This window comes from Gelidibacter maritimus, assembly GCF_014062315.1.
Lineage (GTDB): Bacteria > Bacteroidota > Bacteroidia > Flavobacteriales > Flavobacteriaceae > Gelidibacter > Gelidibacter maritimus.
This window is the reverse complement of record NZ_JACGLT010000002.1, coordinates 171,378-196,431: the sequence shown is the minus strand read 5'-3', so window position 1 is coordinate 196,431 and position 25,054 is coordinate 171,378. Positions and strand designations below refer to the sequence as shown.

Here is a 25,054-nt window from a genome sequence, read left to right as displayed (position 1 = left end):
ACTTTCAGACGACTATATATGATATCAATAAATTTCTATAAACTATATGAAAAATAACTACTTAAAGTTTAGTTTGTTTTTAATTGTGATTCTTACTTTCTCCATGACCTATGGACAAAAAAGTGAATCGCTTTGGACAAAAACAACAAAGACTAGTGTTTCTCAGCAACGATTACTGCCTCAGAATTCCACTCCCACAAAAGCCCAGTACTATCAGTTAAATATGGAGGGTTTGAAGTCCAGATTGAAAAATGCTCCAGAAAGGGATTCAGCTTCATCATCACGTACATTAATTGATTTTCCAAATTCTGAAGGCGATATGGAAACTTTTAGGGTTATGAAATATACAGTAATGCATCCTGAGCTCCAAGCAAAATTCCCTGACATTCGCTCTTATGTTGGATATGGTTTAAAAAATTCATCTACAGTAATCTATTTTAGTGTTTCTCCAGATAATGTGCACACCATGACCATGTCTGTTGATCGGGGAACAGAGTTTATTAACCCTTATGCTACAGATGGAACCTATGAGGTGTTTTCAAAGAACAGCCTTACAATGGCACAAAGTCTTTTTGAATGTGGTGTTGTGGATGATGGTCTTCCAAATAACTTAACATTAAACTTGGGCGGTGTAGCGGCAAGAAACGCCAATGATGGTACGAGACGAACATTCAGGTTGGCCGTTGGCACAAGTATAGAATACACTAATTTTCACGGTGGTTCAGTAGCGTCTGCTATGGCAGCAATTAATACAACAATGACCCGAGTAAATGGTATTTATGACCGAGAACTGTCCATCAGGATGACTTTAATTGCCAATAATGACCTTTTGATTTCCACCACAGGCAATAGTATTTTTCCCAATGCTGAAAGTGTTTCATCACTTACCACTACTTTTAATGGACTTATTGGCGCTGACAATTATGATATTGGACATACATTCACGACAGGGTCAGGAGGAGCGGCTTATTTAGGTAGTGTTTGTAGCGCTAACAAAGGTGGCGGAACCACAGGTTTAACAAGTCCAACAGGAGACCCATTTGCCATTGATTATGTGTCGCATGAAATTGCACATCAGTTTGGTGCTAGCCATACTTTTAATGGGTCTGCAGGTAATTGTGGTGCAGGGAATAGAACAACTGCGACGGCTTATGAACCAGGAAGTGGCTCTACAATTTTGAGTTACGCCGGTATTTGTGGGTCTCAAAATGTTCAAAACAATAGTAGTGATTATTTCCATCAGGCCAGTTTGAGACAAATTTGGACTTACATTACTACAGGAGCCGGTTCGTGTGGAGTCTTATCAGCTACTGGAAATACAGCGCCTACCGCTGATGCTGGTGCATCGTATCAGATACCAGTTTCTACCCCATTTAGGTTGACGGGGTCATCAGCAGATATAGATGGGACTGCAACCCATACTTTTACCTGGGAGCAGTTTGATTTAGGCTCTGCTGGGATGCCAACAGAAACAACCGAATTTGCTCCTGTGGTACGTTCTTTTTTAGGAACGCCAAATCCGGTGAGATATATACCGAGACTCCAAGATGTTCTTGCCAATGGCGGCAGTTCAACAACATGGGAAAAATTACCTTCAGTATCACGCATTCTTAATTTTGTTTTAACGGTAAGAGACAATGATGTTCGGGGAGGACAAACGGCTGTTGATAATATGGCAGTGACGACTGTTGCTACTGGAGGCCCGTTTAAGGTCACATCTCAAGCTTCAAATGTTACTTGGGAAATTGGAGCCACCAAAACAGTGACCTGGGATGTGGCCAATACCAATATTGCACCTATTAATACAACCAATGTCAACATCAAATTATCTGTAGATGGAGGAGCAACTTTTCCTCATACGTTGGCTTCAAATGTTCCTAACAATGGAGCATATGAGGTTCTGGTTCCTCAAGTGGCCAATACCACTGAGGCAAGAGTTATGGTGGAAAGTGTAGGCAATATATTCTACAATGTAAATGTTTCTAATTTTGAAATTGTTACCGTTGATTACCTTTTAAACTTTTCTACAACTTCAGTTACTGTGTGTCAACCTGATGATATTGCGGTCTATGATTTTGTCTATAATACCTATGGGGGTTATGCTCAGAATACCACCTTTTCGGCAGTGAATTTACCAGCAGGGACCACCGCAACATTCAGTCCAAGCTCTGCAAGTGCGAATAACACTCCGGTAACGATGACCCTGACTGGTGTTAGCGGTGCTTTGCTTGGAGATTATGACATCTCAGCAGTAGGAACTTCGGGGAGCGTTACAAACAGCTCTACGGTGACACTTAGTGTTTTCAGCAATACCATTGATCCGCCAACATTAAGTACACCTGCTAATGGAACGGCTGGGCTTTACAGTGATGTAGAGCTGAGCTGGGAAATAGATGCTAATGTGGAAAATTATTTAATTGAGATCGCAACGGACAGTAATTTTAGCGATATCGTGGACTCGCAGACAATCACATCCAATTCTTACGCCGCAAATTTGGCATTAGAAACGGTTTATTATTGGAGAGTTACAGGGTCTAATCGATGCTCAATAGGAACGACATCTTCAATAAGTAGCTTTGGTACTGGAGTATCGACATGTGAGGGTGTGCTGACAGCATCTGATACACCAATTGTAATCTCGGCAACAGGTTCAAATGTCTATAACTCTGTCATTACAGTCACAGAAGATTTGCCTGTGACCGATGTGAATGTGAAAGTTAACATCACCCATGCTTGGGTTAGAGATATAAAAATGGTTTTGATCAGCCCAACAGGTACACGGGTTGTCTTATCTAACAATAATGGAGCGGATGCAACACAAAATTATACCAACACCGTGTTTGATCAAGAAGCTACAAATTCTATTGTTGGTGAAGAGGCACCTTTTACGGGTTCTTTTATTCCCGAGGAAGATTTGTCAGTAATTTATGGCGAAATGTCTGCGGGAAATTGGACGCTTGAAGTCACGGATCTTTTTGATGGTGATGGTGGAAGCTTAGATGAATTTACTTTAGAGCTTTGCCTATCACAGCCCTTATCTGTTGAGGAAAACAATTTCGACGCCTTTGCGATTTTCCCGAATCCGAATAACGGGGATTTCACTATCAAGCTGCAATCTCATTCTGGATTAGACATAAACGTAGTCCTTTACGATATCAGAGGGAGAAAGGTGTTAGAAAATCGATTTAAAAACACTTCTAACTTTAGAGAAATCATCCAATTGGATCATGCAGAATCCGGAATGTATTTAATCAATATCTCGGACGGATTAAAATCGGTTACAAAAAAGATTATAGTTCATTAAAGAACACATAGTGAAATACTAAAACCGTCTCAATTACTTAATTGAGACGGTTTTTTTATAACTTTTAGAAACTGTAGTTAGTACAATTCAGTAATTATTTAAAATCATAGAGCTGCATTGTTTCTCATATTTTAATATTAAACAAAAAAAGACCCTTTCATAAGATTGAAAAGGTCTGTTGCAACTTAAAGACTAACTCAACTTTTAACTTGCATTCATGTATCTTCTAATTAACACCTTGAGGTTCGCCGAGCGATGCCAGTCGGACGGTTCCTGAAGTTCTTGATTTTATAAACCTATGGTCCATCCAATTGCCCAATCAGGTTTTGCACTGCCGTTACCTGCGCCCGTAGCATTTTCATTAATGCTATACACTCCCGATACATCAACAGCTTCGCCTGCGGTATTTTTACCAACTGACAGTGTGGTGACATTGTCAAACTTGACGTTGGTTGCTGCTAAACTGCCTGCAGTGACATAGCCCACACTCTCATCATGCTGAATGTCGAAGCCAGTTTTCCAATTGCTCAGAACCACATTGTCAAATTGTGCTTGAGTACCCACTCTCAACTTGATGGCTTGTGTTTCAGAACTTGTATCAGCAGCTCCCAAACCAACTAAGGTGAGGTTTTTAATGGTTGGGTTAGAGATTGGTGTAGCCAAATGGTTGTTGGAGTTGTTATCGGCTTCAATGCCTCTATTGCCCGCATTGGTTCTGATGCCATACCAGTTCTCACCAGTTCCTGACCAACCTTCAGTCCAATCAAACAAATCATCACCTACATCTTCAGAAAAGTTACTTACTACTAAATATTTAGCTTGGGCTGTTCCTCCAAAAAACTCAAAACCGTCATCTGAGCCTTCATGAACTTGAACATATTCTATGGTGGTGCCACTGCCCACGCCAAAAAGTGAGAGACCATTGAATTCTTTATCTGAATTGTAGGCAAATCCAGAATATTCAATCCTCAGATATTTAAGTGACCCTGAGCTGTCATTAACATCTCCACCGCCGTAAGTTAAATCGGATACTTCGGCAGAGGCGGTCGTGCCTTTATTTATTGGAGCATTTCCGCATAATACCAATCCTCCCCAAGCGCCAGGGGCAAGAGTGGTAGAGGTCATGACCACCGGGTTGGAAGATGTGCCTTGGACATCAATTTTACCATTTTGTGCAACAGCAATATAGCGTACTGCGGCAAAATCACCACTGTTAGCAGCGGTAGCTTCTATTTTAACGCCGCTTTTAATCGTCAGTTTGGCTCCAGCGTTTACAATTAATTTTCCGGTTAATTTATAAGTTCCTGACTCCAAAATGACTTCACCTTCATTGATCTCTCCTTTAAGATTTTCACGATCTAAGACAAATGTAGTGCCACCATCATTATCCGACGGGCTGTCATCATCACTTGAACAGGCCGTGGTAAATAGTAAAGCAAATAAAAATGCTGTTCCTAAAAGTTTTGAAATTGTTTTTTTCATAATGTTACTTGTTAATTGATTTTGGTTATTTAATTTATAATTATTGAGATGTTATATTTTGTAACGCAATCCTAATTTGAAAAAAGCACCACGCTTGTAAGACAGTACCGTGATATTTTCTGATGCATTTTTTTGAACTCTTTTTATGGTTGGATCAAGCAGATTCTTGATGGAGAAATCAAAACTCAGATGCTTATTTATTTTTGTTTTTAATATAAAATCCAAAGTGCCCACACCTTTATCGACCAGATTTCCTTTGGTTTCTACGCCAAGGGCATAAAGTCTATCTGAAGTATGGGCATAGGCCAAGGTGGTCATCAGGTTCGCGTCATCACTAAAATTGGTGAGATATGATAAATCTGCGTTCAACAAAAAATCAGAAGCACCAGTAAAGCCTGAGGTATCATGTGTTAGATTGGTATTGTAATTTGTTTCTTGCCTTACCTTTTCAGAATCCAAATCTTGAGTAGTTTGCATAAAAGTGGCATTCATGCCTGCAGATAGTTTGTTGGAATATGCCCCATCAAAGTTGAAAACGTCTTTTCTGAGTTCGATTTCAGCACCGTAAACATACCCCGCATCGCCTGTGTTTATAAATGAGATATCATTGGTAGAAGAGGCTAAAGTGATTTCGTTGATCGGGTCCAAAATGTATTTTCCAAAGGCTGTGACGGAAAAAAGCCCTGAACTTTTAGGGAAAACTTCCCATTTTAAATCGAGATTATAGTTTTGTGAAGGATAGAGGTCAGGGTTTCCAACTTTGACCTCTGTGACATCCTCATAAATAAATAGTGCTCTCTCCTTAAATTGTGGGAGTGTATAGGTTTTACTCGCGCCTAAACGTAAGTTTTGTTGGTCATTTAATTCATACTTTAAAATAACACTTGGCAAGAACTCATGTCTATTGAAGGTGTTGCTTTTTCCTGAGGCGTCGAGTTGTGTTCTCCAGGATACGGTCTGTTCTACTTTTTCAAAGCGCAAACCTACGAGTGCGCTCAGTCTCTTTGAAAGTTGATATTCCAAACTTGCATAACCAGCGTGAATAGTTTGGTCACCATCATAAGTTTGAGGAGTTAAACCAGCAAAGGATTCAATACTAAATAGACCATCGTCAAAATTCTGTTGGTTTAAGAACAGGTCTAACTTATTAGGGTCAATCGGCGTATTCAATTGAGATCCTGAAATTCTGAAGTTAAATTGGATGGCTTCAAAATCACGTTTTTTAAATCTCCCGTTATAGCCTAAGGTCACTTGGCCTTTGGAATTGCCGTCTACATCTTCATTTAATTTATAACTTACTGAGAGGTTGGCGGCCAATTCATCTTCAATTAAATTTTGATAATACCGGTGATTGTCGGTAATGGTGTTTTGCGCAAAAACATAACCATTGACCTCGTCCGAATACTTTAAGGTGTTTTGACTTCTATCTGGCATGTCGCCTTCTACCTTATTGTAAGAAGTTGCCCAATCTAAATTGAATTTATCAGACAGCTTATGATTTCCCAACAGTTGATGCATCAATAAGGTATTTTGAATGTAAGTGCTACGTTGTATGAGTCCATTATCATCTTCAGCACTATCACGAATAAACCCTTGGTAAGTATCTCTGTTTTGATTTGAAGAGTTTACCATTAAAAAGTTATAGGATAGCTTATGCATGGAATTAATTCGATAATTGGCATTAAACATGCCTGTAGTATTGGTATTGTAAGAAAATCGTTCTTGTTGAAAAGACTTAAGTTTTGCACCTTGCGCATTGACGCTTTGGTTAATGCCTTCTCGAGTTTCAAAGGTGTTGTTAAAACTGACGGTGGCAAATAAGTTAAGCCTGCTTTCTTTTCCAATCTCGAACGATTTGCCCGCTTTTAATCCGATATTGCTTCCCAATGGCTTTTCCTTTATCGGTGCTAAGCTATTTTCAAAATGATAACCGCTTAGCGGATTATTGGGAACGCCATATGAAGAAAAGCCGGATCTATTTGGACCATCCTGTAATTTGAAATCGTTGAATTTTGTCAGTGAATTTGTCCCAATGGTAGAGCCTAACGAAAGCTCAAACATGCCTTTGCCTTTATAGTTTACGGAAGTAATGTCTACGTTTCCACCAACAAAATCTCCTGATGTTCTCGGACTATAAACCTTATCGATGGCTATATATTCTACAATATCTGTCGAAAAGAGATCAAGATCGATGTTTTTCTTTTCAGGATCATTTGAGGTTACGGGAAGACCATTAATAGAGGTTGAATTATACCGATCTCCCAATCCTCGTACATAGATTGTATTTGATCCATCTTGTTTTGAAACTCCAGTCGTCTTTGATACTGCAGTAGCAACATCACTCACGCCTTTTCTTGACAATTCTTCTATGCCAATACTTTGCTTGATCTCCACGGCGTTTTTTTGGTCCAACAATAAAGCAGTTTCACTTATTTTTCGGGTGGTTGCAGTAATGAGTACTTCATCTAAACTTGCGGCGCTAGCGACCATATCAACATCAATACTCACTATCTTTCCTGCTTCCAATGCCACATCCAACTCTTTAGTTTCATAGCCAATATAGCTGTAGATGAGCGTGTAATGTCCTTCATTTAAATTGTTAAAAACGTACACGCCGTCCATATCCGATGTGGTTCCAATCGTGGTGCCTTTTATCAGCACGTTTCCGAAGGCCAAAGGCTCATTGTTAAATTCTTTGTCAATCAATTTTCCGGCGATGGATGCTGTAGATTGTGCAGTAAGAATTGTGGAAAAAAGAAATGATAATGCAATTAAAATACTCTTCATTTGTTGGTTATAAATATTCACTGCAAAGAAAGCCATGATGTGCAAGTGAGAGGTTAAGTCAAGATGAAACCTAAGTCATAAAAAAGTTAGGTGAATGTTAGCTTTAGGTAAATTATTACAAAATGGACATTTTAATTTAACATTGAAAAATGTATCTTGCAGACGCATAAAATCTTACTATGAACTGGGAACAATTATTGTCATTAAAACGATTTGGAGATTCGAATAAACGGATTAGAAAAGAACAGGATGAAACTCGTTTGGGCTTTGAAGTGGATTATGATCGCATCATTTTTTCGTCTGAGTTTAGAAGCCTTCAGGATAAAACCCAAGTCATTCCGTTGTCGCAAACTGATTTTGTCCATACCCGATTGACCCATAGTTTGGAGGTAAGTGTTGTAGGAAGAAGTCTTGGTAGGCGCGTAGGTCAAGAAATATTGGCAAAATATCCGCATCTTCAAAATATCCATGGCTATCAGACCAACGATTTTGGGGCCATTGTTGCCGCGGCAGCCTTAGCTCATGATATTGGAAATCCGCCGTTTGGTCACTCTGGCGAAAAAGCTATTGGCGAATTTTTTAAAAATGGTAATGGTAAACGTTTTAAAGAGTTTTTAACGGATAAGGAATATCAAGATTTATGCGATTTTGAGGGCAATGCTAATGGTTTTAAAATATTGACTGAAAGCCGTATGGGAAGGATGGGCGGTTTGCGATTGAGTTACGCAACACTCGGGGCTTTTATGAAATATCCAAAAGAGTCCTTGCCTAAAAAACCGACGACTAATATCGCCGATAAGAAATACGGATTTTTTCAAAGTGAAAAGGAGGCCTTTACAGACGTAGCGCAAGAACTCGGACTCATCAATCGAGGAAACCCTGAAGATTTGAGCTACTCCAGACACCCCTTGGCTTTTCTTGTAGAAGCTGCTGATGATATCTGTTACACTATAATTGATTTTGAAGATGGCATCAATTTAGGTTTGATTGAGGAGGAATTTGCCTTGGAATATCTCATCAAACTGGTCAAAAACAACATTAACTCAAAAAATTACCATGCCTTATCCAACACCGAGGATCGTGTCAGTTATTTACGCGCCTTGGCAATTAGTACCTTAATCAATGAAGCTGTTGAGCTATTTATGACCCATGAGGAAGCTATTCTCAACGGCAGTTTCGATAAGGCTTTATTGGATCTTTCTAAATATCAAGCACAGATAGATGATATTATCAAGTTAAGTGTTGAAAAAGTATATCAGTCGGAAGAAGTTGTGGACAAGGAAATAGCAGGTTTTAAAATCATTGACGGCATTTTAGATGTATTTACAGATGCTATCAGTAATCATCATCAAGGTACCTTGAGCAACTATCATAAATTGATACTTAAAATCTTCCCGAAATCTTTAGATCTCGATCAAGAAAACTTATACGACAGCTTATTGGGTATTTGCAATTATGTGGCCAAATTTTCTGATAGTAAAGCTATTTTAACTCATAAAAAACTAAAAGGAACCCACTTTTAATTGCTTTTTATCGGATAAATTTGCATTTAAACGATATTTATGTATATTTGATGGATTCCTAACTTAATTATTATGAAAAAGAATGCGTTTACCGCCATTGTTATCTTATTAATAACTGTCGCTTTTTTATTTGTAGTCAATGATCTTTCACATACGAAAGAACAGTCATCGCAAGCCAACACTCCTAAAACACATAAGCAATTAGATTTAGTGGGTTTTGAGGAACACTAAACCAGCTTCAATGGTTTTAAGAATGTGGTAGGCATCTACATTTGCCAGTTTTTGTAATTGTGTAACACTACCGTGTTCCATAAAAGTATCTGGTACACCTAATGTTTTAACGGGAATGAAATAGTTGTGCTCTGCGGCAAACTCTAAGACTGCTGATCCAAATCCGCCTTTGATCGTACCATCTTCAATGGTAATGATATATGCATATTTTTTGAAAATCTCATGTAAAAGAGTTTCGTCCAACGGCTTTACAAAACGCATATCGTAGTGGGCAACTTTGTTTTTAGTGCTTAAATTTGAAATGGCCTCCTTGGCGTTTTCCGCAATAAATCCGATGGTTAATATGGCGATATCACGTCCTTCTGTAAGTAATTCACCTTTTCCAATCTCCAATTTTTTAAAAGGTTGTTTCCAATCCGGAATGGCCCCATAACCACGAGGATATCTTATGGCGATAGGATGCTGAAGTCCCAATTGTGCTGTGTACATGATGTTGCGCAATTCAATTTCGTTCCGTGGTGCGAAAATGATGAGGTTGGGAATACATCTCAGATAGGCCAAATCAAAAACACCGTGGTGTGTGGCACCATCTTCACCCACCAAACCCGCACGATCCAAACAAAATACGACCGGTAAATTTTGTAAGGCAACATCATGAATGACTTGGTCATAGGCACGCTGTAAAAACGTAGAATAAATATTACAAAAAACCAACATATCTTGGGTCGCCATTCCTGCGGAAAGTGTGACGGCATGTTGTTCTGCAATGCCCACATCAAAAGCTCGATCCGGCATTAGGTCCATCATATATTTTAAAGAACTTCCGGTTGGCATGGCAGGAGTTATGCCTACAATCTTCGGGTTTTGCTCAGCCAATTCAACAATGGTCAGGCCGAAAACATCTTGGAACTTAGTGAGTGTAGACGCTGATTTTATAGCTAACTCTCCAGTAATGGAATCAAATTTCCCTGGCGCATGATAGGTAACTTGATTTTCTTCAGCCTGTCTCAAGCCTTTACCTTTGGTAGTTATGACGTGCAAAAATTTCGGACCTGTTACGGTTTTGAGACGGTTAAGTTCCTTGATGATCGCATCTAAATCATGCCCATCAATAGGACCGGTATAATCAAAATTTAGAGCTTCAAAAATATTGTCTTGTTTTTCAGTACCTTTTTTGACGTTGGTCAGATATTGTTTTAAAGCACCCACACTCGGATCAATCCCAATAGCATTATCATTAAGGATGACCAATACATCAGCATCCGTAACACCTGCATGATTGAGACCTTCAAAGGCCATTCCGCTGGCAATGGATGCGTCGCCAATAATGGCAACATGATGCTTGTGTTCGCCTTTTAACTGAGAGGCAATAGCCATTCCCAACGCTGCAGAAATAGAGGTAGAGGAGTGTCCAACACCAAACGTATCATAATTGCTTTCATCCCGTTTAGGAAAACCACTGATACCATGGAGCTGTCTATTGGTATGAAAAATAGATTTTCTTCCCGTCAAAATTTTATGTCCGTAAGCCTGATGGCCAACATCCCAAACCAACAAATCTTCAGGTGTATTATAGACATAATGGAGTGCAAGCGTCAGTTCTACTACTCCAAGACTCGCGCCTAAATGCCCTTCTTTAGTGGCGACAATATCAATAATAAACTCGCGCAATTCTTTGGCAAGTTGCGGTAAATCCGTTTGATTTAAGGCTCTTAAATCGGAAGGTGAATTGATATGTTCCAATAATTTTTTCATCAGAGTACAAATGTAGCATTTGAAATTGTATTTTTGATTTTTAACCCTTGAAGATTGCCTTGTGGAGAATCCTTTTGATGATGTTTATTTTATGAAAAAAGCTTTGCAGGAAGCTGAGACTGCTTTTGAAAAAGGTGAAATACCTGTGGGAGCACTAATTGTGATTGATAACAGAGTTATCGCAAGAGCGCATAACCTGACCGAACTCCTTGTTGATGTAACAGCTCATGCTGAAATGCAGGCCATTACGGCGGCATCTCATTTTTTAGGCGGTAAATACTTGCACAACTGTACCTTGTATGTCACCTTAGAACCCTGCCAAATGTGTGCCGGTGCACTGTATTGGAGTCAAATTAGCAAGATTGTTTATGGCGCAAGAGATGAGGAAAGAGGCTGTACTACCCTGAACACGAGACTACATCCAAAAACTGTCGTTATTGGTGGTGTTTTGGCGGAAGAATCTTCCCAACTCTTAAAACGATTTTTTATTGAAAAACGGAATCTGAATTAAAAGTTGTGTTTTTCCTTATCCCGCATCTTATCAAGATTTTCTTTGGTCAACATATAATCCCTAAAGTCTTTATCTTTCCATCGGTAATAGGCAAATAGTGGAAACACCAAGACAAATAGACCCATGGTTCCGAAACCAATAAATTTTTGGGAATATTCAGTCTCGAAAATAAGTCCTGCGGCAATACTGCCCACCGCCGCAATAGTAAGAATGATTATTAGATATTTCATTATTTGTTAAAGTTAATCAATTGACGTCTATACGCTGTCAATAGTTTAGATTTTGATACAAAGCCATCGTATTTTCCGTTTTTTAGGACGGGAAGGTTCCAAGCTCCTGAACTTTGGAATTTGTCCATAACGGTTTGCATGCTATCTTCATCAAAATTAATGACATTTGGAGGATTATGTAAATAATCTTCAACAAAAGTAGTATCATATAACTTCTGATCAAATAGCAACTCCCTGATATCATCCAACAAAATTATTCCTAAAAATTGATTGTCGGAGTCTGTTACTGGGAACAAATTTCGGGTTGATTTTGAAACCCCTTCGTGAAGCATTTCACCAAAAGTCATTTTTGGGTGCAACGGAATAAAGTTTCTTTCAATCACACTTTCAAGTCGCATGAGGGTGAGCACATTTTTATCTCGGTCATGTGTTAACAAATCGCCGCGCTCCGCCAATTCGCGTGTATAAATTGTGTGTTCCATATAGTTTTTGGTGATCATATATGAAATGGCAACAGTAATCATTAAAGGCACAAATAGCGCATACCCACCGGTAATTTCGGCAATTAAAAATATAGCGGTCAACGGTGCATGAATGACTCCTGCAATCAATCCTGCCATGCCTACCAAAGTGAAATTGGCTTCAGACACTGTAAGCCCTAAGCCCAAGCTATTTAAGGTTTTTGCAATTACATTCCCCAAAGCGCTTCCCATTACCATAGTTGGTACGATAACACCGCCCACGCCACCAGCAGCAAAGGTGGTGGTCATAGCAATGACCTTAAAAAGTGAAAAGCCGAGCAGAAGGACAATGACCACCCAAACATTATTAAGATATTGATCAAACGGATTGGCGCCCAAGGCACTCAAATAATCCCCACTGAACAAATCACGGGTAAAACTTAAGCCTTCCCCATAAAGCGGTGGAATGAAATAGAGCATAATCCCAATGGCTAAACCGCCAACCAGCAACTTTACAAATCGGGTTTTAAATCGGTCAAAAAAAGCGTAAATCGCAAAGTAGATCTTCGTAAAATACAATGAAGCAATCCCCGTTCCGATGCCTAAAATGATATAAAATGGTGTGTCAGAAATCGAGAAATTATCTGAAACCGAAAAATTGAACAGGACTTCATCACCTAAAAAAAAGTATGAAGTTAAGATTGAACAAATTGAAGCGATTAATAGGGGCAATAATGATACGAAGGTAAGATCGAGACTAAACACTTCAATGGCAAAAACAATTCCTGCTATGGGCGATTTAAACATGGATGCCATGGCTCCTGCCGTTGCGCAGGCAATAAGTAAGGTTCGCGTTTTTTTATCCACATGTAGCAATCTGCTTAAATTGGAGCTTAAAGCAGAACCTGACGTAATGGCTGGACCTAATAACCCGACAGAACCACCAAAGCCTACGGTTAGTGGCGCCAAAATTAGTGGGTGATAAATAAGTTTATAAGACAATAGCCCTTTTTGTCTTAATAGAGAATACAGTAATGATGGGATGGCCCGTTTTAAAAATGATGGTACCGAAGGAACAAGCTCTGATCTAATGAGATATTTTCTAAAGAGATATACGAGGAACAGTCCTATAAAAGGTAAAATAAAATATAATTGGTTTTCTGAAACAACAATGCCCTGTTCCAATACTTTCTCTATGGCAAATGTGATGTTTTTTAATGCCACAGATGCGAGACCAACCATTAAGCCTACCACAATACATAATAAGTAAACATAGTTTTTCTGTGAGATATACTTATATCTCAGAATTAAAAAACGTTTTAGCGATTTATGTTTTGGCATTGTTGTATTCAAAACGTCCTGCATTGAGCAGGACGTATATTATTATGGCTTTATGTTAAGTTTTAAACTTAATTCTTCAAGTTGTTTGTCGTCTATTGGTGCTGGAGCATCAATCATGACATCGCGACCAGAATTGTTTTTTGGAAATGCAATGAAATCACGAATGGTTTCCTGTCCACCTAAAATGGCCACCAATCTATCCAATCCAAAGGCCAACCCACCATGTGGAGGTGCTCCATATTGGAAAGCAACCATTAAAAACCCGAATTGTGCATTGGCTTCTTCTGGCGTAAATCCTAAGTAGTCAAACATTAAAGCTTGGGTTTTCTTATCGTGGATTCGGATGGATCCGCCACCAATTTCATTTCCATTCAACACCAAATCGTAGGCATTGGCTTTTACTGCGCCCGGATCAGTATCCAATAACTCCAATTGGCCAGGTTTTGGAGCTGTGAACGGATGGTGCATGGCGTGGTAACGTTGGGTGTCTTCATCCCATTCCAATAATGGAAAATCGACCACCCATAATGGTGCAAAAACTTTAGGATCTCGCAATCCTAAGCGTGTTGCCAATTCCATGCGTAGGGCGCTTAATTGCGGTCTTACTTTATGGATGTCTCCTGAAAGTACACAGATTAAATCTCCAGGTTTGGCATCAGTCAATTCTGCCCATTTTGCCAGATCTTCTTGATCATAAAATTTGTCAACAGACGATTTAAAGGTGCCATCGTCATTATAACGCGCATAAATCATGCCCGAAGCCCCAATTTGAGGACGTTTAACCCATTTAATCAATTGATCAATTTCTTTACGAGTGTACGTATTGCCACCCGGAACGGCAATACCAATCACCAATTCTGCGCTGTTGAATACACCAAAATCTTTATGTTGAGTGACTTCATTCAATTCACCAAATTCCATCCCAAAACGGATGTCAGGCTTATCATTTCCGTATTTCTGCATGGCTTCGTCATAGGTCATCCGTGGAAATTTGTCAATCTCAACTCCATTGACTTCCTTTAATAAATGACGAGTCAAGCCTTCAAAAGCATTTAAAATATCTTCTTGCTCCACAAAAGCCATTTCACAATCTATTTGTGTGAATTCCGGTTGTCTGTCCGCACGTAAATCCTCATCCCTGAAACATTTCACAATCTGAAAATATTTGTCCATGCCACCAACCATTAACAATTGCTTAAAGGTTTGTGGACTTTGTGGAAGCGCATAAAATTGCCCTTCATTCATACGGCTTGGTACCACAAAATCGCGTGCGCCTTCTGGTGTGGACTTTATTAAATACGGTGTTTCAACCTCTACAAAACCTTCGCTCGATAAGTAGTTGCGGACCTCCTGTGTTACTTTGGCTCTGAAAATCAAACTGTTTTTTACAGGATTTCTACGGATGTCCAAATAGCGGTATTTCATGCGTAATTCTTCGCCACCATCAGTATGGTCTTCAATGGTAAAAGGTGGAAGAATTGCGGTATTTAAGACGGTCAACTCAGAAACTAATATTTCAATGTCCCCCGTTGGAATATTAGTATTTTTGGAAGCACGTTCAATGACTTTACCTTTGACCTGAATAACGTATTCACGGCCTAAACTCTGGGCTTGATCCATTAAGGTTTTTGAGCTGCGCTCATCATCAAAAACAAGTTGTGTAATGCCGTAACGATCACGCAAATCTACCCAAAGCATGAATCCTTTATCGCGCACCTTCTGAACCCAACCTGAAAGTGTTACTTCTTTATCGATATGTGATGCTCTTAACTCACCACAGTTGTGACTTCTGTACATAGTATGAAAAATTGAAGTGCAAATTTAATGAAGTTATGTGAGTAATAAATAAAAAGAGAAAACAATTGTTGGCGTTTTGTCAATATCTGATAATTAGGGTGTTTGCCTCCTCATTTGGTCTATTATTTCCAGCTCATTTACAATTGTAGGCTCCTTTCCTTAATCTGCGCCATTGATTTATAAAGAATGGCTTTGAGAGAATGCGTTTAAAATAGAGCATTGCTCAGTGTTAAGTCTATTATAGCGTTGGTTAGATTGGTAATTCCTACTATATTCGCCTAAGTAGAAAATATAATGGTTGAATCACTATTTGAAAGAACAATAAGGCTGTAACTTGATTAGGAATGAAGATGGTTTAAAAGCGTATTCTTGCCTTAACAAGAAAAGCATCGCTTTCAAAATGGAGAAAAAGATGCTTTTCCTAAAAATTAACTAAACTAACTAAGATAATTGTTTAAATCTGGGGTTTTATTGAAAAAGCCAGGGACGAACCCTGACTTTTTATTTGATTAATAGCATTTAATCTAAAAGTGAATCCCCACGATCACTTTTTGTAATTGGGTAATAAATAAATCCCTTGTTCAAATATCATAAAATTAAAGGATATACCTAGTGACATTTGTATAGTTGGTATGAAATAATGTATAGTTGGTAATTCTTACATGAATTATGATAAAATAATGCTATTGGATTTTTAAAAACGTCAAAAACAGACTCGCTATACATTAAATACTACTAAGCATACAATTTTATAAAAGTTCCAACTTTAATATTATTATATTTAAATTATGATAAAAGCTGTAATAATTGATGATGAGCCAAAGGCCATACAAAGCCTCACTTGGGAGCTTTCGAGCTTTAGTGATGAGATAGAGGTTGTCAAAACATTCACAAGCCCTGAAGATGCCATTGTGTATATAGATAATAATGTTCTTGACTGTCTGTTTTTGGATATTCAAATGCCAACAATGGATGGATTTCAGTTACTTGGGAAACTTACCAACAAGGATTTTGCAGTGGTCATTACCACCGCATATAATGAATTTGCCATAAAAGCGTTAAAGAATGAAGCTATAGATTATTTATTAAAACCTATTGATTCTGATGATTTGGAAGAGACTATAAAGAAGGTTAAAAAACACACCTCTAAATTAATGAATTCAAATAAAATTGAGGAGGTATTGCTTAATTTTAATGCGAGATTTGATAAAAAAAGAATCACCATCAATACGGATGGGAAACTTATTTTTTTGGATGTAGAAGAAATTGAATACGTGGAATCAGATGGGAATTATAGCACGATCGTCATGGAAAATGCTCAAAAAATTGTGATTACAAAGAAGTTAAAGGAGGTGAACGATATTTTACCGGAAAATCAATTTTTTAGAATTCATAATTCCTACGTTATCAACCTTAAAAAAATCAAGGAATTTATTAAAAGTGAAGGCTATGTGGTCATGATATCAAATTTTAAGATTCCTGTAGCAAGACAACGAAAATCTGACTTTTTAGAAAAGTTATAGACCTATGCAATATCTCCTAAACCTAATAGCCATTTTGAAAGTAAACATATATCCCTATGTAATAGCGTTGGTCTGTTTTCTTGCCATGCCAATTGTGCATGCTCAAGATGATAAGGCCACTGATTTAGAATCGGTATTGCAAAAAATAGAGTCCACTTGGCCAAAAAACTATACCGAAATACACTCTTTATTTTCGGATTTTCAAAAGGACAGTTTGGTCTTGAAGCGATTGGTAACCAAGGCCTCAGATGCGCAGTCGCTGGAAGTGGAGAGTTATGCCCTGAATAAATTGGGGGAAATCTATAGGAATAAATCACTTTATGATGCTGCATTAAAAGCCCATCATGAGGCTGAAGAATTGGCAAAAGCCGCCAATAATATACAACTGGAAGTTGTTAGTTTGAATATGATAGGTGTTGTTTACCGCCGGATGGATTTTATAAAACCTGCACTCGATTATCATAAAAAAGCCTTGGACCTTGCAAGATCTGTCCAAGACCCAACAGATGAACTGATGCTCAGTATCGCGGTTTCCCAAAATAGCATGGGAAACATCTATCTGACTTTAAAACAGTATGATCTGGCCATTGAACAATTTGAAAAATCATTGGTCATCGAAAATCAATTGGGAAATAGATTAGGATTGGCCATTAATTACCACAATATAGGTTATGCTGATGAGGCCAAAGGACTCCTGGATCTTGCGCTTAAAAACTATAAACGGTCTTTAAACTACAATGAGCAGATTGATTCAGAAGTTGGCCGGGTAATTTGCTATAATAGCATCGGACAGGTATATATCAAACAAAAAAAGTATAACGAGGCTAAAGTTATTATTGAAAAAGGTTTGAAGAAAGCAATCAAACTGGGCGATCAATATTATATTTCTTATGCCTACATAAATCTGGGTTGGGTGCAACAAGAATTACAGATGGATGATTTGGCCGAAATCAATCTCAAAAAAGGACTGGAGGTTTCAGGAACCTACGGATTAAAAACCTCTACCGTTGATGCGCATAAACATTTGTCAGAGTTATATAAGAAAAAGAATGATTACGAAGCGTCGTTGAAACATTATGAGAAAGCTGTTGAACTTGAAAAAACGATTTTCACAGAGCGTAATATGCAATATGTAAGCGATATTATCATTCAATATGAAAATGAAGCCAAGACCAATCAGATTATACAACTCGCCAATGAGAATGAATTGGTAAGATCAAAACTGCAACGTAATCAAACCATATTTTGGGCGGCACTTCTAACTTTGACCATTGTTGCTGGCATTATGATTGCCATTAACCGTAATAGGCAGTTGAGCCATGAAAAGCAAATATTGACTTTAGAGCAAGATATGTTGAGGAGTCAAATGAATCCGCATTTTATCTTCAACTCATTGAATTCCATCAAGCTTTATATTATCAATAACGAAAAGGAAAATGCAGTTTACTATCTGAATAAATTCTCAAAATTCATCAGAAAAATATTGATTGCTTCTACTGAAAAGGAGATTTCATTAGAAGATGAACTTGAGACCATGCAACTCTACATGAATATTGAAAACATCCGGTTTTCTAATGAAATTAACTTCGTGGTGGACGTTGAGCCTGGGATTAATACTTCAGTTATAAAAGTGCCTTCGCTTATTTTGCAGCCATTTCTTGAAAATGCCTTATGGCACGGTCTATCTTCTAAAAAGGCCAACAAGCAAATAGAATTAAAGGTGTACAAGGACAATGATGATTTTATAACCATTTCAATTACTGACAATGGCATTGGAAGAAAGGCTTCAAAAAAGATAAACGATGGTCGCGTGCTTAAAAGTAGATCAGTTGGCATAGCCATAACCAGAGCACGATTGGCCAATTTCTCTAAACGGTTTACTACGGATTATAAAATGGATATTGAAGATTTGTATGATGCAGAAGAACGACCGTTGGGCACTAAGGTTATTGTGCATGTGCCTATGCGAGCCAATAGATTAAAGTCGTCCGCTTAAGTATGCGCTCAGTTTTAAGTAGAACATTAAAAACCACGTTATCGTAAAATCTGATTCGCTAAGAGTTTTTGATTACCCTTAAAATTTTAATGGAAGAGCGTTCTGTTGTTCTCAATAAGTGGGATGTCATAGCCCAAAAGGTGGTGCGGGCAATTTGTTTTGCCAATCCTCTCCAAATTTGTAATTCAGGTAGGCTTCAATTCTCTTATTGGTGTTGATTGCGGTTCTGTATGACATTGGGTCTATAACACAGTTCTCGCTTATAAATCCAATGCCATAGACGTCTTTAAATAGTTTTATAGCATCAGGACTAAGAGCGGTCAACCCGTGAACAATAAAGTTGATTGTGCCATTATTTATGCCATCTTCAATTTGCTCATTAGAAAAATTGGAAATATCTTTTATCGGAACTGAGATAGCTTCAGAGTTATTTGTTCTATTTTCCAATCTTATGGTCACCGTATTTTTCCGTTTTGTAATTTTAGTCGGATAATAGATAAATGCCTTGACATCTTCAGAATAAAATTCAAATTGGTATCTTCCTTTCTTTGGAAGTGTAATGGTGAATGGCTCTAACGAATTGATTTCAAGTCTTTGGTTGGTTTCTGAAATGTAGAACACCCCAGAAATGGCAGTTTTGTCGCTGAAATTTTCAAAAATAATGGTGACTGCAATTCGTTCTGAAAATATAGAAGTAATAGAGTATAAGGCAATAATGATGGAGGTAAAAGTATTCATGTCGTAGGGTTCTGTCGTTCTCAAAAATAGAAATAAGGACTGAAACTCTCAATGCTGATTGTGCCTAACGAGCGTTTGACTGCGTCAAATGCCATTGATGATGAGGGAGTGGACCATTATTACATTTAAACCTGACGCAGTAAAAAACCATTCGGTCTATAGAAAAAAAATTGTGAGCGACTCAAAACTGGGTGTTGGTCCTGAAAGATTTTGAAGGTTTAATAGATATTTATGTTATTTATCGCTGGTTAACTTGCTAGGGTATTAATGAGATTTTTGATTTTCAGCCACTTTTTCCAGTTCCATATACCAATCTTCGCCAAATTTTCTAATCAGGGCGTGCTTAACAAATTTGTAGATGGGTACCTGAAGTTCTTTTCCTAAGGTACAGGCGTCATCACAAATTTCCCACTGATGATAATTAATGGCAGAAAATTCAGAATACTCCTTAACACGCACAGGATATAAATGGCAAGATACGGGTTTTTTCCAATCAGTTTCACCTTGGTTGTTGGCCTCCTCAAAAGCGCAAAGTGCGGTTCCTTTCTTATCAAAAATCACGTAGGCACAGTCTGCACCATCAATTAACGGCGTTTCAAATTCGCCGTCTTCTGTCGTAATAAATGTGCCTTGAGCCTCAATGGCATCAATGCCCTCTTGACGCAAAAACGGCTTAATTTTAGGATAAATGGCCTGCATTATTTTGGTCTCCTCCAGTTCTAAAGGAGCGCCGGCATCGCCGTCAATACAACAAGCACCCTTGCAAGCGGCTAAATTGCATACAAAATCCTTTTCAAGGATGTCTTCTGAAACAATGGTTTTTCCTAATTGAAACATAGTCTATGGACTTAAAAATGAGCTGAATTATATAAAAAATGTAGGCTGCAAAAGTAGCTAAAATATATAGTTATAAATATTATAAATTAGTATTAATAATCTACTTTTGCAAAAAGTTTAAAGCTTAATAATATGCAACTTGATTGGAAAGAAATTTTCACCGCATTCATGATTCTTTTTGCGGTTATTGATATCATTGGGAACATCCCAATTATTATTGATTTACGCAAAAAATTTGGCCATATCGAAAGTGGTAAAGCTTCTATTATAGCAGGTTTGATACTGATTCTTTTTCTATTTTTAGGTCAAAATATTTTATCTTTAATTGGTATTGACATCAATTCCTTTGCTGTGGCTGGAGCGTTTATCCTGTTTTTTATTGCTATAGAGATGACCCTTGGCATTACCTTGTACAAAACCGAAGATAGCGGCAGTATGACCGCAACAGTCTTCCCGTTGGCATTCCCGTTGATTGCAGGTCCTGGTAGTTTGACCACTTTATTGTCATTAAGAGCAGAATATTCTGTTGAAAATATTATTGTGGCGGTTTTGTTAAATGTTGTTGTTATCTTTATCGTCTTAAAAACGTCGGCAAGAATAGAACGTTTTCTCGGGCCGAGCGGGATTAATGTCATCCGAAAGATATTTGGTGTGATTTTATTGGCCATTGCTGTAAAATTATTTGCCCATAATATCAAGACATTGTTCATATTGTCTTAATCGAATCAATACTTAATATATGAAAATCGCTACTATAATTTTAACCGTTGTCGCCTTGGGATTAATTGCTTTCAATGTTGGAAAGCTAAATTTCAACAGCTTATTGCAGGGAGAAAGTTTTGTGGCAGTAGTTACCATTATCCTTTCCCTTTGTGCGATTGTTTTATTACAGATTTTAAGAATTTCAAAACGCATCGAGAACCTTTCAAAACAGAATCGAAATGTATGATGTTATGATTGTTGGAGCAGGAGCGGCTGGAATGTCGTGTGCTTTGGTATTAGGATCGGCAAAATCGAAGTCATATGCCGAGAATAAGCGCATCGGTTTGATTGCGCACCAAAGAACATCCCATTTGCAAACCGCAAAATTCAATAATGTTTTGGGCCTTGATTCAGGAACTTTAGGTTCAGATATTCTATTGCAGGGTAAAGCACAACTCTCCGAATTATATCCACACGTTGATCAGATTGATCGTGAAAAAGTCCAGGCCATCTTGAGGACTGGTGAAGGTTTTGAGGTAACAACAAATAAACAGACTTATAATTCCAAGACAGTCGTTGTTGCTGTGGGCTATACCAAACTGATTACTATTAAGGGCTTGGAAGCATATATTGAAGCTCATCCAAGAGCTGCTGCGGCTAAAGAACGTATTTGGTTGAAAAACGCTGATCATCTAGTAGACGAAGGTTTGTATGTTGCAGGCACCCTGGCAGGCTGGAGAAGTCAATTTGCCATTGCATCGGGGAGTGGTGCTCAAGTGGCCACTGATATTCTAACCCTTTGGAACGATGGGAAAGATGCCCATGTACACGATAAAATCCAACTATAGAGCACTTAAAATGCGTATTTGGCTTATCAGCAGTGATTTTAAATGTCAATATTATTAGTACGCATAGTTAAGTGAACTACAACGACAAAATATTTCGAACGGTTCAAAATTCCGAAAAATGGTGAACTTCGAAAAAAAACGATTTTTGAGTGGAAGTAAACCGCTAATATTTTCTCCTCTTGGTATAAAGATGGGCGCATCATAAAAGACCATTTGATGGGTTTATTACATACTGGTGGTCATATTGAAATGCGTTATCATCAAGTTAATAACCAAGGAGAATTAATGATTGGAATCTACTATTCAAAACCTGAATTGCTCAAAAATGGAAAACTAAGACTTCATGAGAACAGGTAATGAGCTTCGGGCGACTAATTGAGTGGGAAATCCATATTGGAGGAGTTATAATTTAAAAGAGGAGCGGTACTATTTGTTTGCGATAAGTTTTGTGCCCAACCGCGGTTTCTATATCAATTGCTACCCGTGAAAATATCCACAAAAAATTGTTCCGTTATTTGTTTTCGATTATTCTTAATACTTCTTCAATCATATCATCAGTAGCATTGAGGATCTCTTCAGAAGCATTAGAGCCATACAACTGATCTGCTAATGCAGCTTTGATAAATTGTTTCATTTCATTGTTGTAAGCCACAAAAGTTACCCTTGCTCTTTGTTTTCCATTCAAATAATCTTGGAATTTGATAACAATATCATCGCTAACCTCAAAGTTGCAAATAAAATCTTGTTGTGAAACACCGCGGTAGCTCTCACGATCTTTATCCAGCTCTTCAAAAACAAAATAACTGATTAAACCACTTTGTTTGATATAATTTAAGGTCTCATTCTGGATGCTCACATCTAAAGGCACAAAGACATCAGGTATAATGCCACCGCCGCCATAAACCACCTTTCCTTTCGGGGTTGTAAATTTTAAGGAATCGGCTACTTGAATGTTCACTTCATCATTAAGCTCTCCGCTGCTTCTACGTTTGTAATAATCATTGTAGTACTCTTGATTATGGCCATGGTCATAAGGCCGTTGAATGGAGCGCCCCGTTGGGGTGTAATAGCGAGATACTGTCAAGCGTATTGCACTGCCATCACCTAGTGCCATTTCACGTTGTACAAGTCCTTTTCCATAGCTTCTACGCCCTATAATGGTGCCTTTGTCATTATCCTGTAATGCGCCCGCAATAATTTCGCTGGCAGAAGCAGAATTTTCATTGATCAGAACAAATATTTCGCCTTCTTCAAAATCGCCTTTTCGGGTGGCATAGCTTTTTTCAATCCGTCCGGATTTGTTTTTTGTGAAAAGGATCAATTTACCACGTTCTAAAAACTCGTCCACAATTTGTTCAGCAATCCCCAAGAAACCACCTGGATTATTTCGTAAATCAAGTACTAATTTGGTAGCCCCTTCGTCTTGCAGATTATCCAAGGCCTTTTTAAATTCTCGATATGTGGACTCAGCAAACCGGTTTATTTTAATATAGCCCAGATTTTTTGTGATCATATAGGCCGCATCCACACTTTTTATAGGGATGCTGGCTCGTCTTAAGGTGAAGTCAAGCAGTTCTTTCTCACCTTTTCGGTAAACTTTTAGATTAATTTTAGAGTTTTTTTCACCTTTTAAGCGCTTAATGATCTCTTCGTTGCTCCATTGATGCCCAAAGATAGAATCACCGTCGGCCATGATAATTCGGTCACCACTTTTAATCCCAGCTTTATCACTCGGGCCTCCTGGAAGTGATCTGATGACTGCTATGGTGTCTTTGTAAGTGTAAAAACTGACCCCTATTCCAACAAAATCGCCCTTCATGTTTTCGCTGACCCGTTGCATTTCATTTTTCGGAATATAAACGGAATGTGGATCGAGCTTGTCTAAAATACCATTAACCGTAACATCCACAATGCTGTCAGTATTTACAGCGTCAACGTATTCATAATCAATATAATCAATGAGCCTGTTAAGTTTGTCTTTTTTGCTGTTAGAGGTAAATAAACGATCAGAAGTATCCGTGAAATTGAGTTTTCCACCAATAAAGACGCCTGCTGCAATGGCAACACCAATTAGTAATGGAATATATTTTTTCTTAGATATCATTCTGCGGATAATTCTTCAATAAGTTCGATCTCTATACCGGCTTTAGCTAAAAATGCAAGTCCGGAATCATCTTTATAGCCTTGGTGATATACAACACGAATGATGCCAGCTTGATGGATCAATTTGCTGCATTCTTTACAAGGAGATAATGTAATATATAAGGTAGCGCCCTTACACGATTGTGTGGAGGCCGCTACTTTTAAAATAGCATTGGCTTCGGCATGAAGAACGTACCATTTGGTGTAACCTTCATCATCTTCACAATAGTTTTCAAAACCCGTAGGTGTGCCATTATAACCATCAGAAATAATCATCCTGTCCTTTACTATAAGTGCACCCACTTGCTTGCGTTTGCAATGGGATAATTTCCCCCATTCCTGTGCTATTCTTAAATACGCCTTGTCGTAGCGTAGCTGTTTTTTCCTTGGCATTAATTTATTTAATTATTTGGTCGCTATTTCTCCTGCAAACCTACAACGAAAATAAAAGCTTCGTATTTTAATTTTTACAATTTAGAGTTAAATTTTTAACAAACCTTATGCTATTTATGAAAACAACTTGTTGTTTTTCAGTATTGGAATGACCTATCATAGAAACATTGCTGATGATACCTTGATCCAATCGTCTTTTGAAATCCTATAAATAGTTTGAGATTAAAACCCTAAAAACAAGTTGTCAAATGCAACGACTATTTATACGAATGCAATGCCTAATTCAAATCTCACTAAGGGCATCACCTTGTTTTCTGCCCTCCCTACAAACATGTCTAATGGTATGGCCTAAAGTGAATAGGGTAAGGAGTATAAATTTGCTTTTAATCTTGAGTATGTATGGTGAAAACCCTAAAGAGAGCATATCATCGTTTTATGCATTGCTGTGCAAAA

At 38.0% G+C, this 25,054-nt stretch carries 19 protein-coding genes; 9 read left to right on the top strand and 10 right to left on the bottom strand.

Annotation, left to right across the window (positions count from 1 at the left end; translation table 11 throughout):
* Nucleotides 1–46 precede the first annotated feature (46 nt).
* Nucleotides 47–3,304, top strand: coding sequence for a zinc-dependent metalloprotease (locus H3Z82_RS03125; RefSeq protein WP_182202432.1), 3,258 nt, complete (start codon nt 47–49; stop codon nt 3,302–3,304).
* 288 nt (nt 3,305–3,592) lie between these two features.
* On the opposite strand, the gene H3Z82_RS03120 is transcribed toward H3Z82_RS03125, so the two are convergent.
* Both H3Z82_RS03120 and H3Z82_RS03115 read right to left on the bottom strand, forming a co-directional pair.
* The gene (locus H3Z82_RS03120) at nt 3,593–4,786 is read right to left on the bottom strand and encodes a hypothetical protein (protein WP_182202431.1); all 1,194 of its coding nucleotides are present in this window, start codon (nt 4,784–4,786) and stop codon (nt 3,593–3,595) included.
* Between the two features lie 51 nt (nt 4,787–4,837).
* Nucleotides 4,838–7,573 (bottom strand): TonB-dependent receptor, encoded by a 2,736-nt coding sequence (locus tag H3Z82_RS03115; RefSeq protein WP_182202430.1) that lies wholly within the window; start codon nt 7,571–7,573, stop codon nt 4,838–4,840.
* 179 nt (nt 7,574–7,752) lie between these two features.
* Here H3Z82_RS03115 and H3Z82_RS03110 point away from each other — a divergent pair, with 179 nt between their 5' ends.
* Nucleotides 7,753–9,096: a deoxyguanosinetriphosphate triphosphohydrolase gene (locus tag H3Z82_RS03110; protein ID WP_182202429.1), complete on the top strand. Its 1,344-nt coding sequence runs from the start codon at nt 7,753–7,755 to the stop codon at nt 9,094–9,096.
* Between the two features lie 207 nt (nt 9,097–9,303).
* Here the strand turns inward: H3Z82_RS03110 and H3Z82_RS03105 are convergent, their stop codons facing one another.
* Nucleotides 9,304–11,082 carry a 1-deoxy-D-xylulose-5-phosphate synthase gene (locus H3Z82_RS03105; protein WP_182202428.1) on the bottom strand — a complete coding sequence of 593 codons (1,779 nt, stop codon included), beginning with the start codon at nt 11,080–11,082 and terminating at the stop codon, nt 9,304–9,306.
* 61 nt (nt 11,083–11,143) lie between these two features.
* On the opposite strand from H3Z82_RS03105, the gene H3Z82_RS03100 reads away from it, so the two are divergent.
* Nucleotides 11,144–11,593 (top strand): nucleoside deaminase, encoded by a 450-nt coding sequence (locus H3Z82_RS03100; RefSeq protein ID WP_182202427.1) that lies wholly within the window; start codon nt 11,144–11,146, stop codon nt 11,591–11,593.
* On the opposite strand, the gene H3Z82_RS03095 is transcribed toward H3Z82_RS03100, so the two are convergent.
* Genes H3Z82_RS03095 through aspS form a run of 3 tightly spaced genes read right to left on the bottom strand, consistent with a single transcriptional unit; the run spans nt 11,590 to nt 15,422 of the window.
* Complete coding sequence (locus H3Z82_RS03095; RefSeq protein ID WP_182202426.1) at nt 11,590–11,823, bottom strand: hypothetical protein; 234 nt, start codon at nt 11,821–11,823, stop codon at nt 11,590–11,592. The genes H3Z82_RS03100 and H3Z82_RS03095 overlap by 4 nt on opposite strands.
* The gene (locus tag H3Z82_RS03090; RefSeq protein ID WP_182202425.1) at nt 11,823–13,625 is read right to left on the bottom strand and encodes a chloride channel protein; all 1,803 of its coding nucleotides are present in this window, start codon (nt 13,623–13,625) and stop codon (nt 11,823–11,825) included. The genes H3Z82_RS03095 and H3Z82_RS03090 overlap by 1 nt, the downstream gene beginning before the upstream one ends.
* A 42-nt stretch (nt 13,626–13,667) precedes the next feature.
* Nucleotides 13,668–15,422, bottom strand: a complete 1,755-nt coding sequence (gene aspS, locus H3Z82_RS03085; protein ID WP_182202424.1) for an aspartate--tRNA ligase — start codon at nt 15,420–15,422, stop codon at nt 13,668–13,670.
* A gap of 788 nt (nt 15,423–16,210) precedes the next feature.
* Between aspS and H3Z82_RS03080 the strand changes: the two genes are divergently transcribed.
* A complete protein-coding gene (locus H3Z82_RS03080; RefSeq protein WP_182202423.1) occupies nt 16,211–16,945 on the top strand; it encodes a LytR/AlgR family response regulator transcription factor in 735 nt (244 codons plus the stop codon).
* A 34-nt stretch (nt 16,946–16,979) separates the two neighbouring features.
* Nucleotides 16,980–18,941: a tetratricopeptide repeat-containing sensor histidine kinase gene (locus H3Z82_RS03075; protein WP_235982324.1), complete on the top strand. Its 1,962-nt coding sequence runs from the start codon at nt 16,980–16,982 to the stop codon at nt 18,939–18,941.
* Between the two features lie 126 nt (nt 18,942–19,067).
* Here the strand turns inward: H3Z82_RS03075 and H3Z82_RS03070 are convergent, their stop codons facing one another.
* Together H3Z82_RS03070 and H3Z82_RS03065 are read right to left on the bottom strand one after the other, a co-directional pair.
* The gene (locus H3Z82_RS03070; RefSeq protein ID WP_182202421.1) at nt 19,068–19,679 is read right to left on the bottom strand and encodes an FEKKY domain-containing protein; all 612 of its coding nucleotides are present in this window, start codon (nt 19,677–19,679) and stop codon (nt 19,068–19,070) included.
* A 264-nt stretch (nt 19,680–19,943) separates the two neighbouring features.
* Nucleotides 19,944–20,516, bottom strand: coding sequence for a DUF3109 family protein (locus H3Z82_RS03065; protein WP_182202420.1), 573 nt, complete (start codon nt 20,514–20,516; stop codon nt 19,944–19,946).
* A gap of 132 nt (nt 20,517–20,648) precedes the next feature.
* Between H3Z82_RS03065 and H3Z82_RS03060 the strand changes: the two genes are divergently transcribed.
* The 4 genes from H3Z82_RS03060 (at nt 20,649) to H3Z82_RS19505 (ending at nt 22,423) form a co-directional block, all read left to right on the top strand.
* A complete protein-coding gene (locus tag H3Z82_RS03060) occupies nt 20,649–21,236 on the top strand; it encodes a MarC family protein (protein WP_182202419.1) in 588 nt (195 codons plus the stop codon).
* Nucleotides 21,237–21,255: 19 nt separating this feature from the next.
* Nucleotides 21,256–21,465 carry a hypothetical protein gene (locus H3Z82_RS03055; RefSeq protein ID WP_182202418.1) on the top strand — a complete coding sequence of 70 codons (210 nt, stop codon included), beginning with the start codon at nt 21,256–21,258 and terminating at the stop codon, nt 21,463–21,465.
* Complete coding sequence (locus H3Z82_RS03050) at nt 21,458–22,066, top strand: NAD(P)/FAD-dependent oxidoreductase (RefSeq protein WP_182202417.1); 609 nt, start codon at nt 21,458–21,460, stop codon at nt 22,064–22,066. The genes H3Z82_RS03055 and H3Z82_RS03050 overlap by 8 nt, the downstream gene beginning before the upstream one ends.
* A gap of 216 nt (nt 22,067–22,282) precedes the next feature.
* Nucleotides 22,283–22,423 carry a hypothetical protein gene (locus H3Z82_RS19505; RefSeq protein WP_220459120.1) on the top strand — a complete coding sequence of 47 codons (141 nt, stop codon included), beginning with the start codon at nt 22,283–22,285 and terminating at the stop codon, nt 22,421–22,423.
* 154 nt (nt 22,424–22,577) lie between these two features.
* On the opposite strand, the gene H3Z82_RS03040 is transcribed toward H3Z82_RS19505, so the two are convergent.
* Entirely contained in the window at nt 22,578–24,170 is a 1,593-nt protein-coding gene (locus H3Z82_RS03040) for a S41 family peptidase (RefSeq protein ID WP_182202416.1), read from the bottom strand.
* The gene (locus H3Z82_RS03035; RefSeq protein WP_182202415.1) at nt 24,167–24,601 is read right to left on the bottom strand and encodes a deoxycytidylate deaminase; all 435 of its coding nucleotides are present in this window, start codon (nt 24,599–24,601) and stop codon (nt 24,167–24,169) included. The genes H3Z82_RS03040 and H3Z82_RS03035 overlap by 4 nt, the downstream gene beginning before the upstream one ends.
* Nucleotides 24,602–25,054: the final 453 nt, after the last annotated feature.

Coding starts and splice junctions, on each gene's coding strand:
- H3Z82_RS03065 (WP_182202420.1), bottom strand. CDS start 20,516: ATGTTTCAATTAGGAAAAACCATTGTTTCAGAAGACATCCTTGAAAAG.
- H3Z82_RS03105 (WP_182202428.1), bottom strand. CDS start 11,082: ATGAAAAAATTATTGGAACATATCAATTCACCTTCCGATTTAAGAGCC.
- H3Z82_RS03050 (WP_182202417.1), top strand. CDS start 21,458: ATGTATGATGTTATGATTGTTGGAGCAGGAGCGGCTGGAATGTCGTGT.
- H3Z82_RS19505 (WP_220459120.1), top strand. CDS start 22,283: ATGGGTTTATTACATACTGGTGGTCATATTGAAATGCGTTATCATCAA.
- H3Z82_RS03040 (WP_182202416.1), bottom strand. CDS start 24,170: ATGATATCTAAGAAAAAATATATTCCATTACTAATTGGTGTTGCCATT.
- H3Z82_RS03080 (WP_182202423.1), top strand. CDS start 16,211: ATGATAAAAGCTGTAATAATTGATGATGAGCCAAAGGCCATACAAAGC.
- H3Z82_RS03095 (WP_182202426.1), bottom strand. CDS start 11,823: ATGAAATATCTAATAATCATTCTTACTATTGCGGCGGTGGGCAGTATT.
- H3Z82_RS03055 (WP_182202418.1), top strand. CDS start 21,256: ATGAAAATCGCTACTATAATTTTAACCGTTGTCGCCTTGGGATTAATT.
- H3Z82_RS03035 (WP_182202415.1), bottom strand. CDS start 24,601: ATGCCAAGGAAAAAACAGCTACGCTACGACAAGGCGTATTTAAGAATA.
- H3Z82_RS03060 (WP_182202419.1), top strand. CDS start 20,649: ATGCAACTTGATTGGAAAGAAATTTTCACCGCATTCATGATTCTTTTT.
- H3Z82_RS03110 (WP_182202429.1), top strand. CDS start 7,753: ATGAACTGGGAACAATTATTGTCATTAAAACGATTTGGAGATTCGAAT.
- H3Z82_RS03120 (WP_182202431.1), bottom strand. CDS start 4,786: ATGAAAAAAACAATTTCAAAACTTTTAGGAACAGCATTTTTATTTGCT.
- aspS (WP_182202424.1), bottom strand. CDS start 15,422: ATGTACAGAAGTCACAACTGTGGTGAGTTAAGAGCATCACATATCGAT.
- H3Z82_RS03090 (WP_182202425.1), bottom strand. CDS start 13,625: ATGCCAAAACATAAATCGCTAAAACGTTTTTTAATTCTGAGATATAAG.
- H3Z82_RS03125 (WP_182202432.1), top strand. CDS start 47: ATGAAAAATAACTACTTAAAGTTTAGTTTGTTTTTAATTGTGATTCTT.
- H3Z82_RS03115 (WP_182202430.1), bottom strand. CDS start 7,573: ATGAAGAGTATTTTAATTGCATTATCATTTCTTTTTTCCACAATTCTT.
- H3Z82_RS03070 (WP_182202421.1), bottom strand. CDS start 19,679: ATGAATACTTTTACCTCCATCATTATTGCCTTATACTCTATTACTTCT.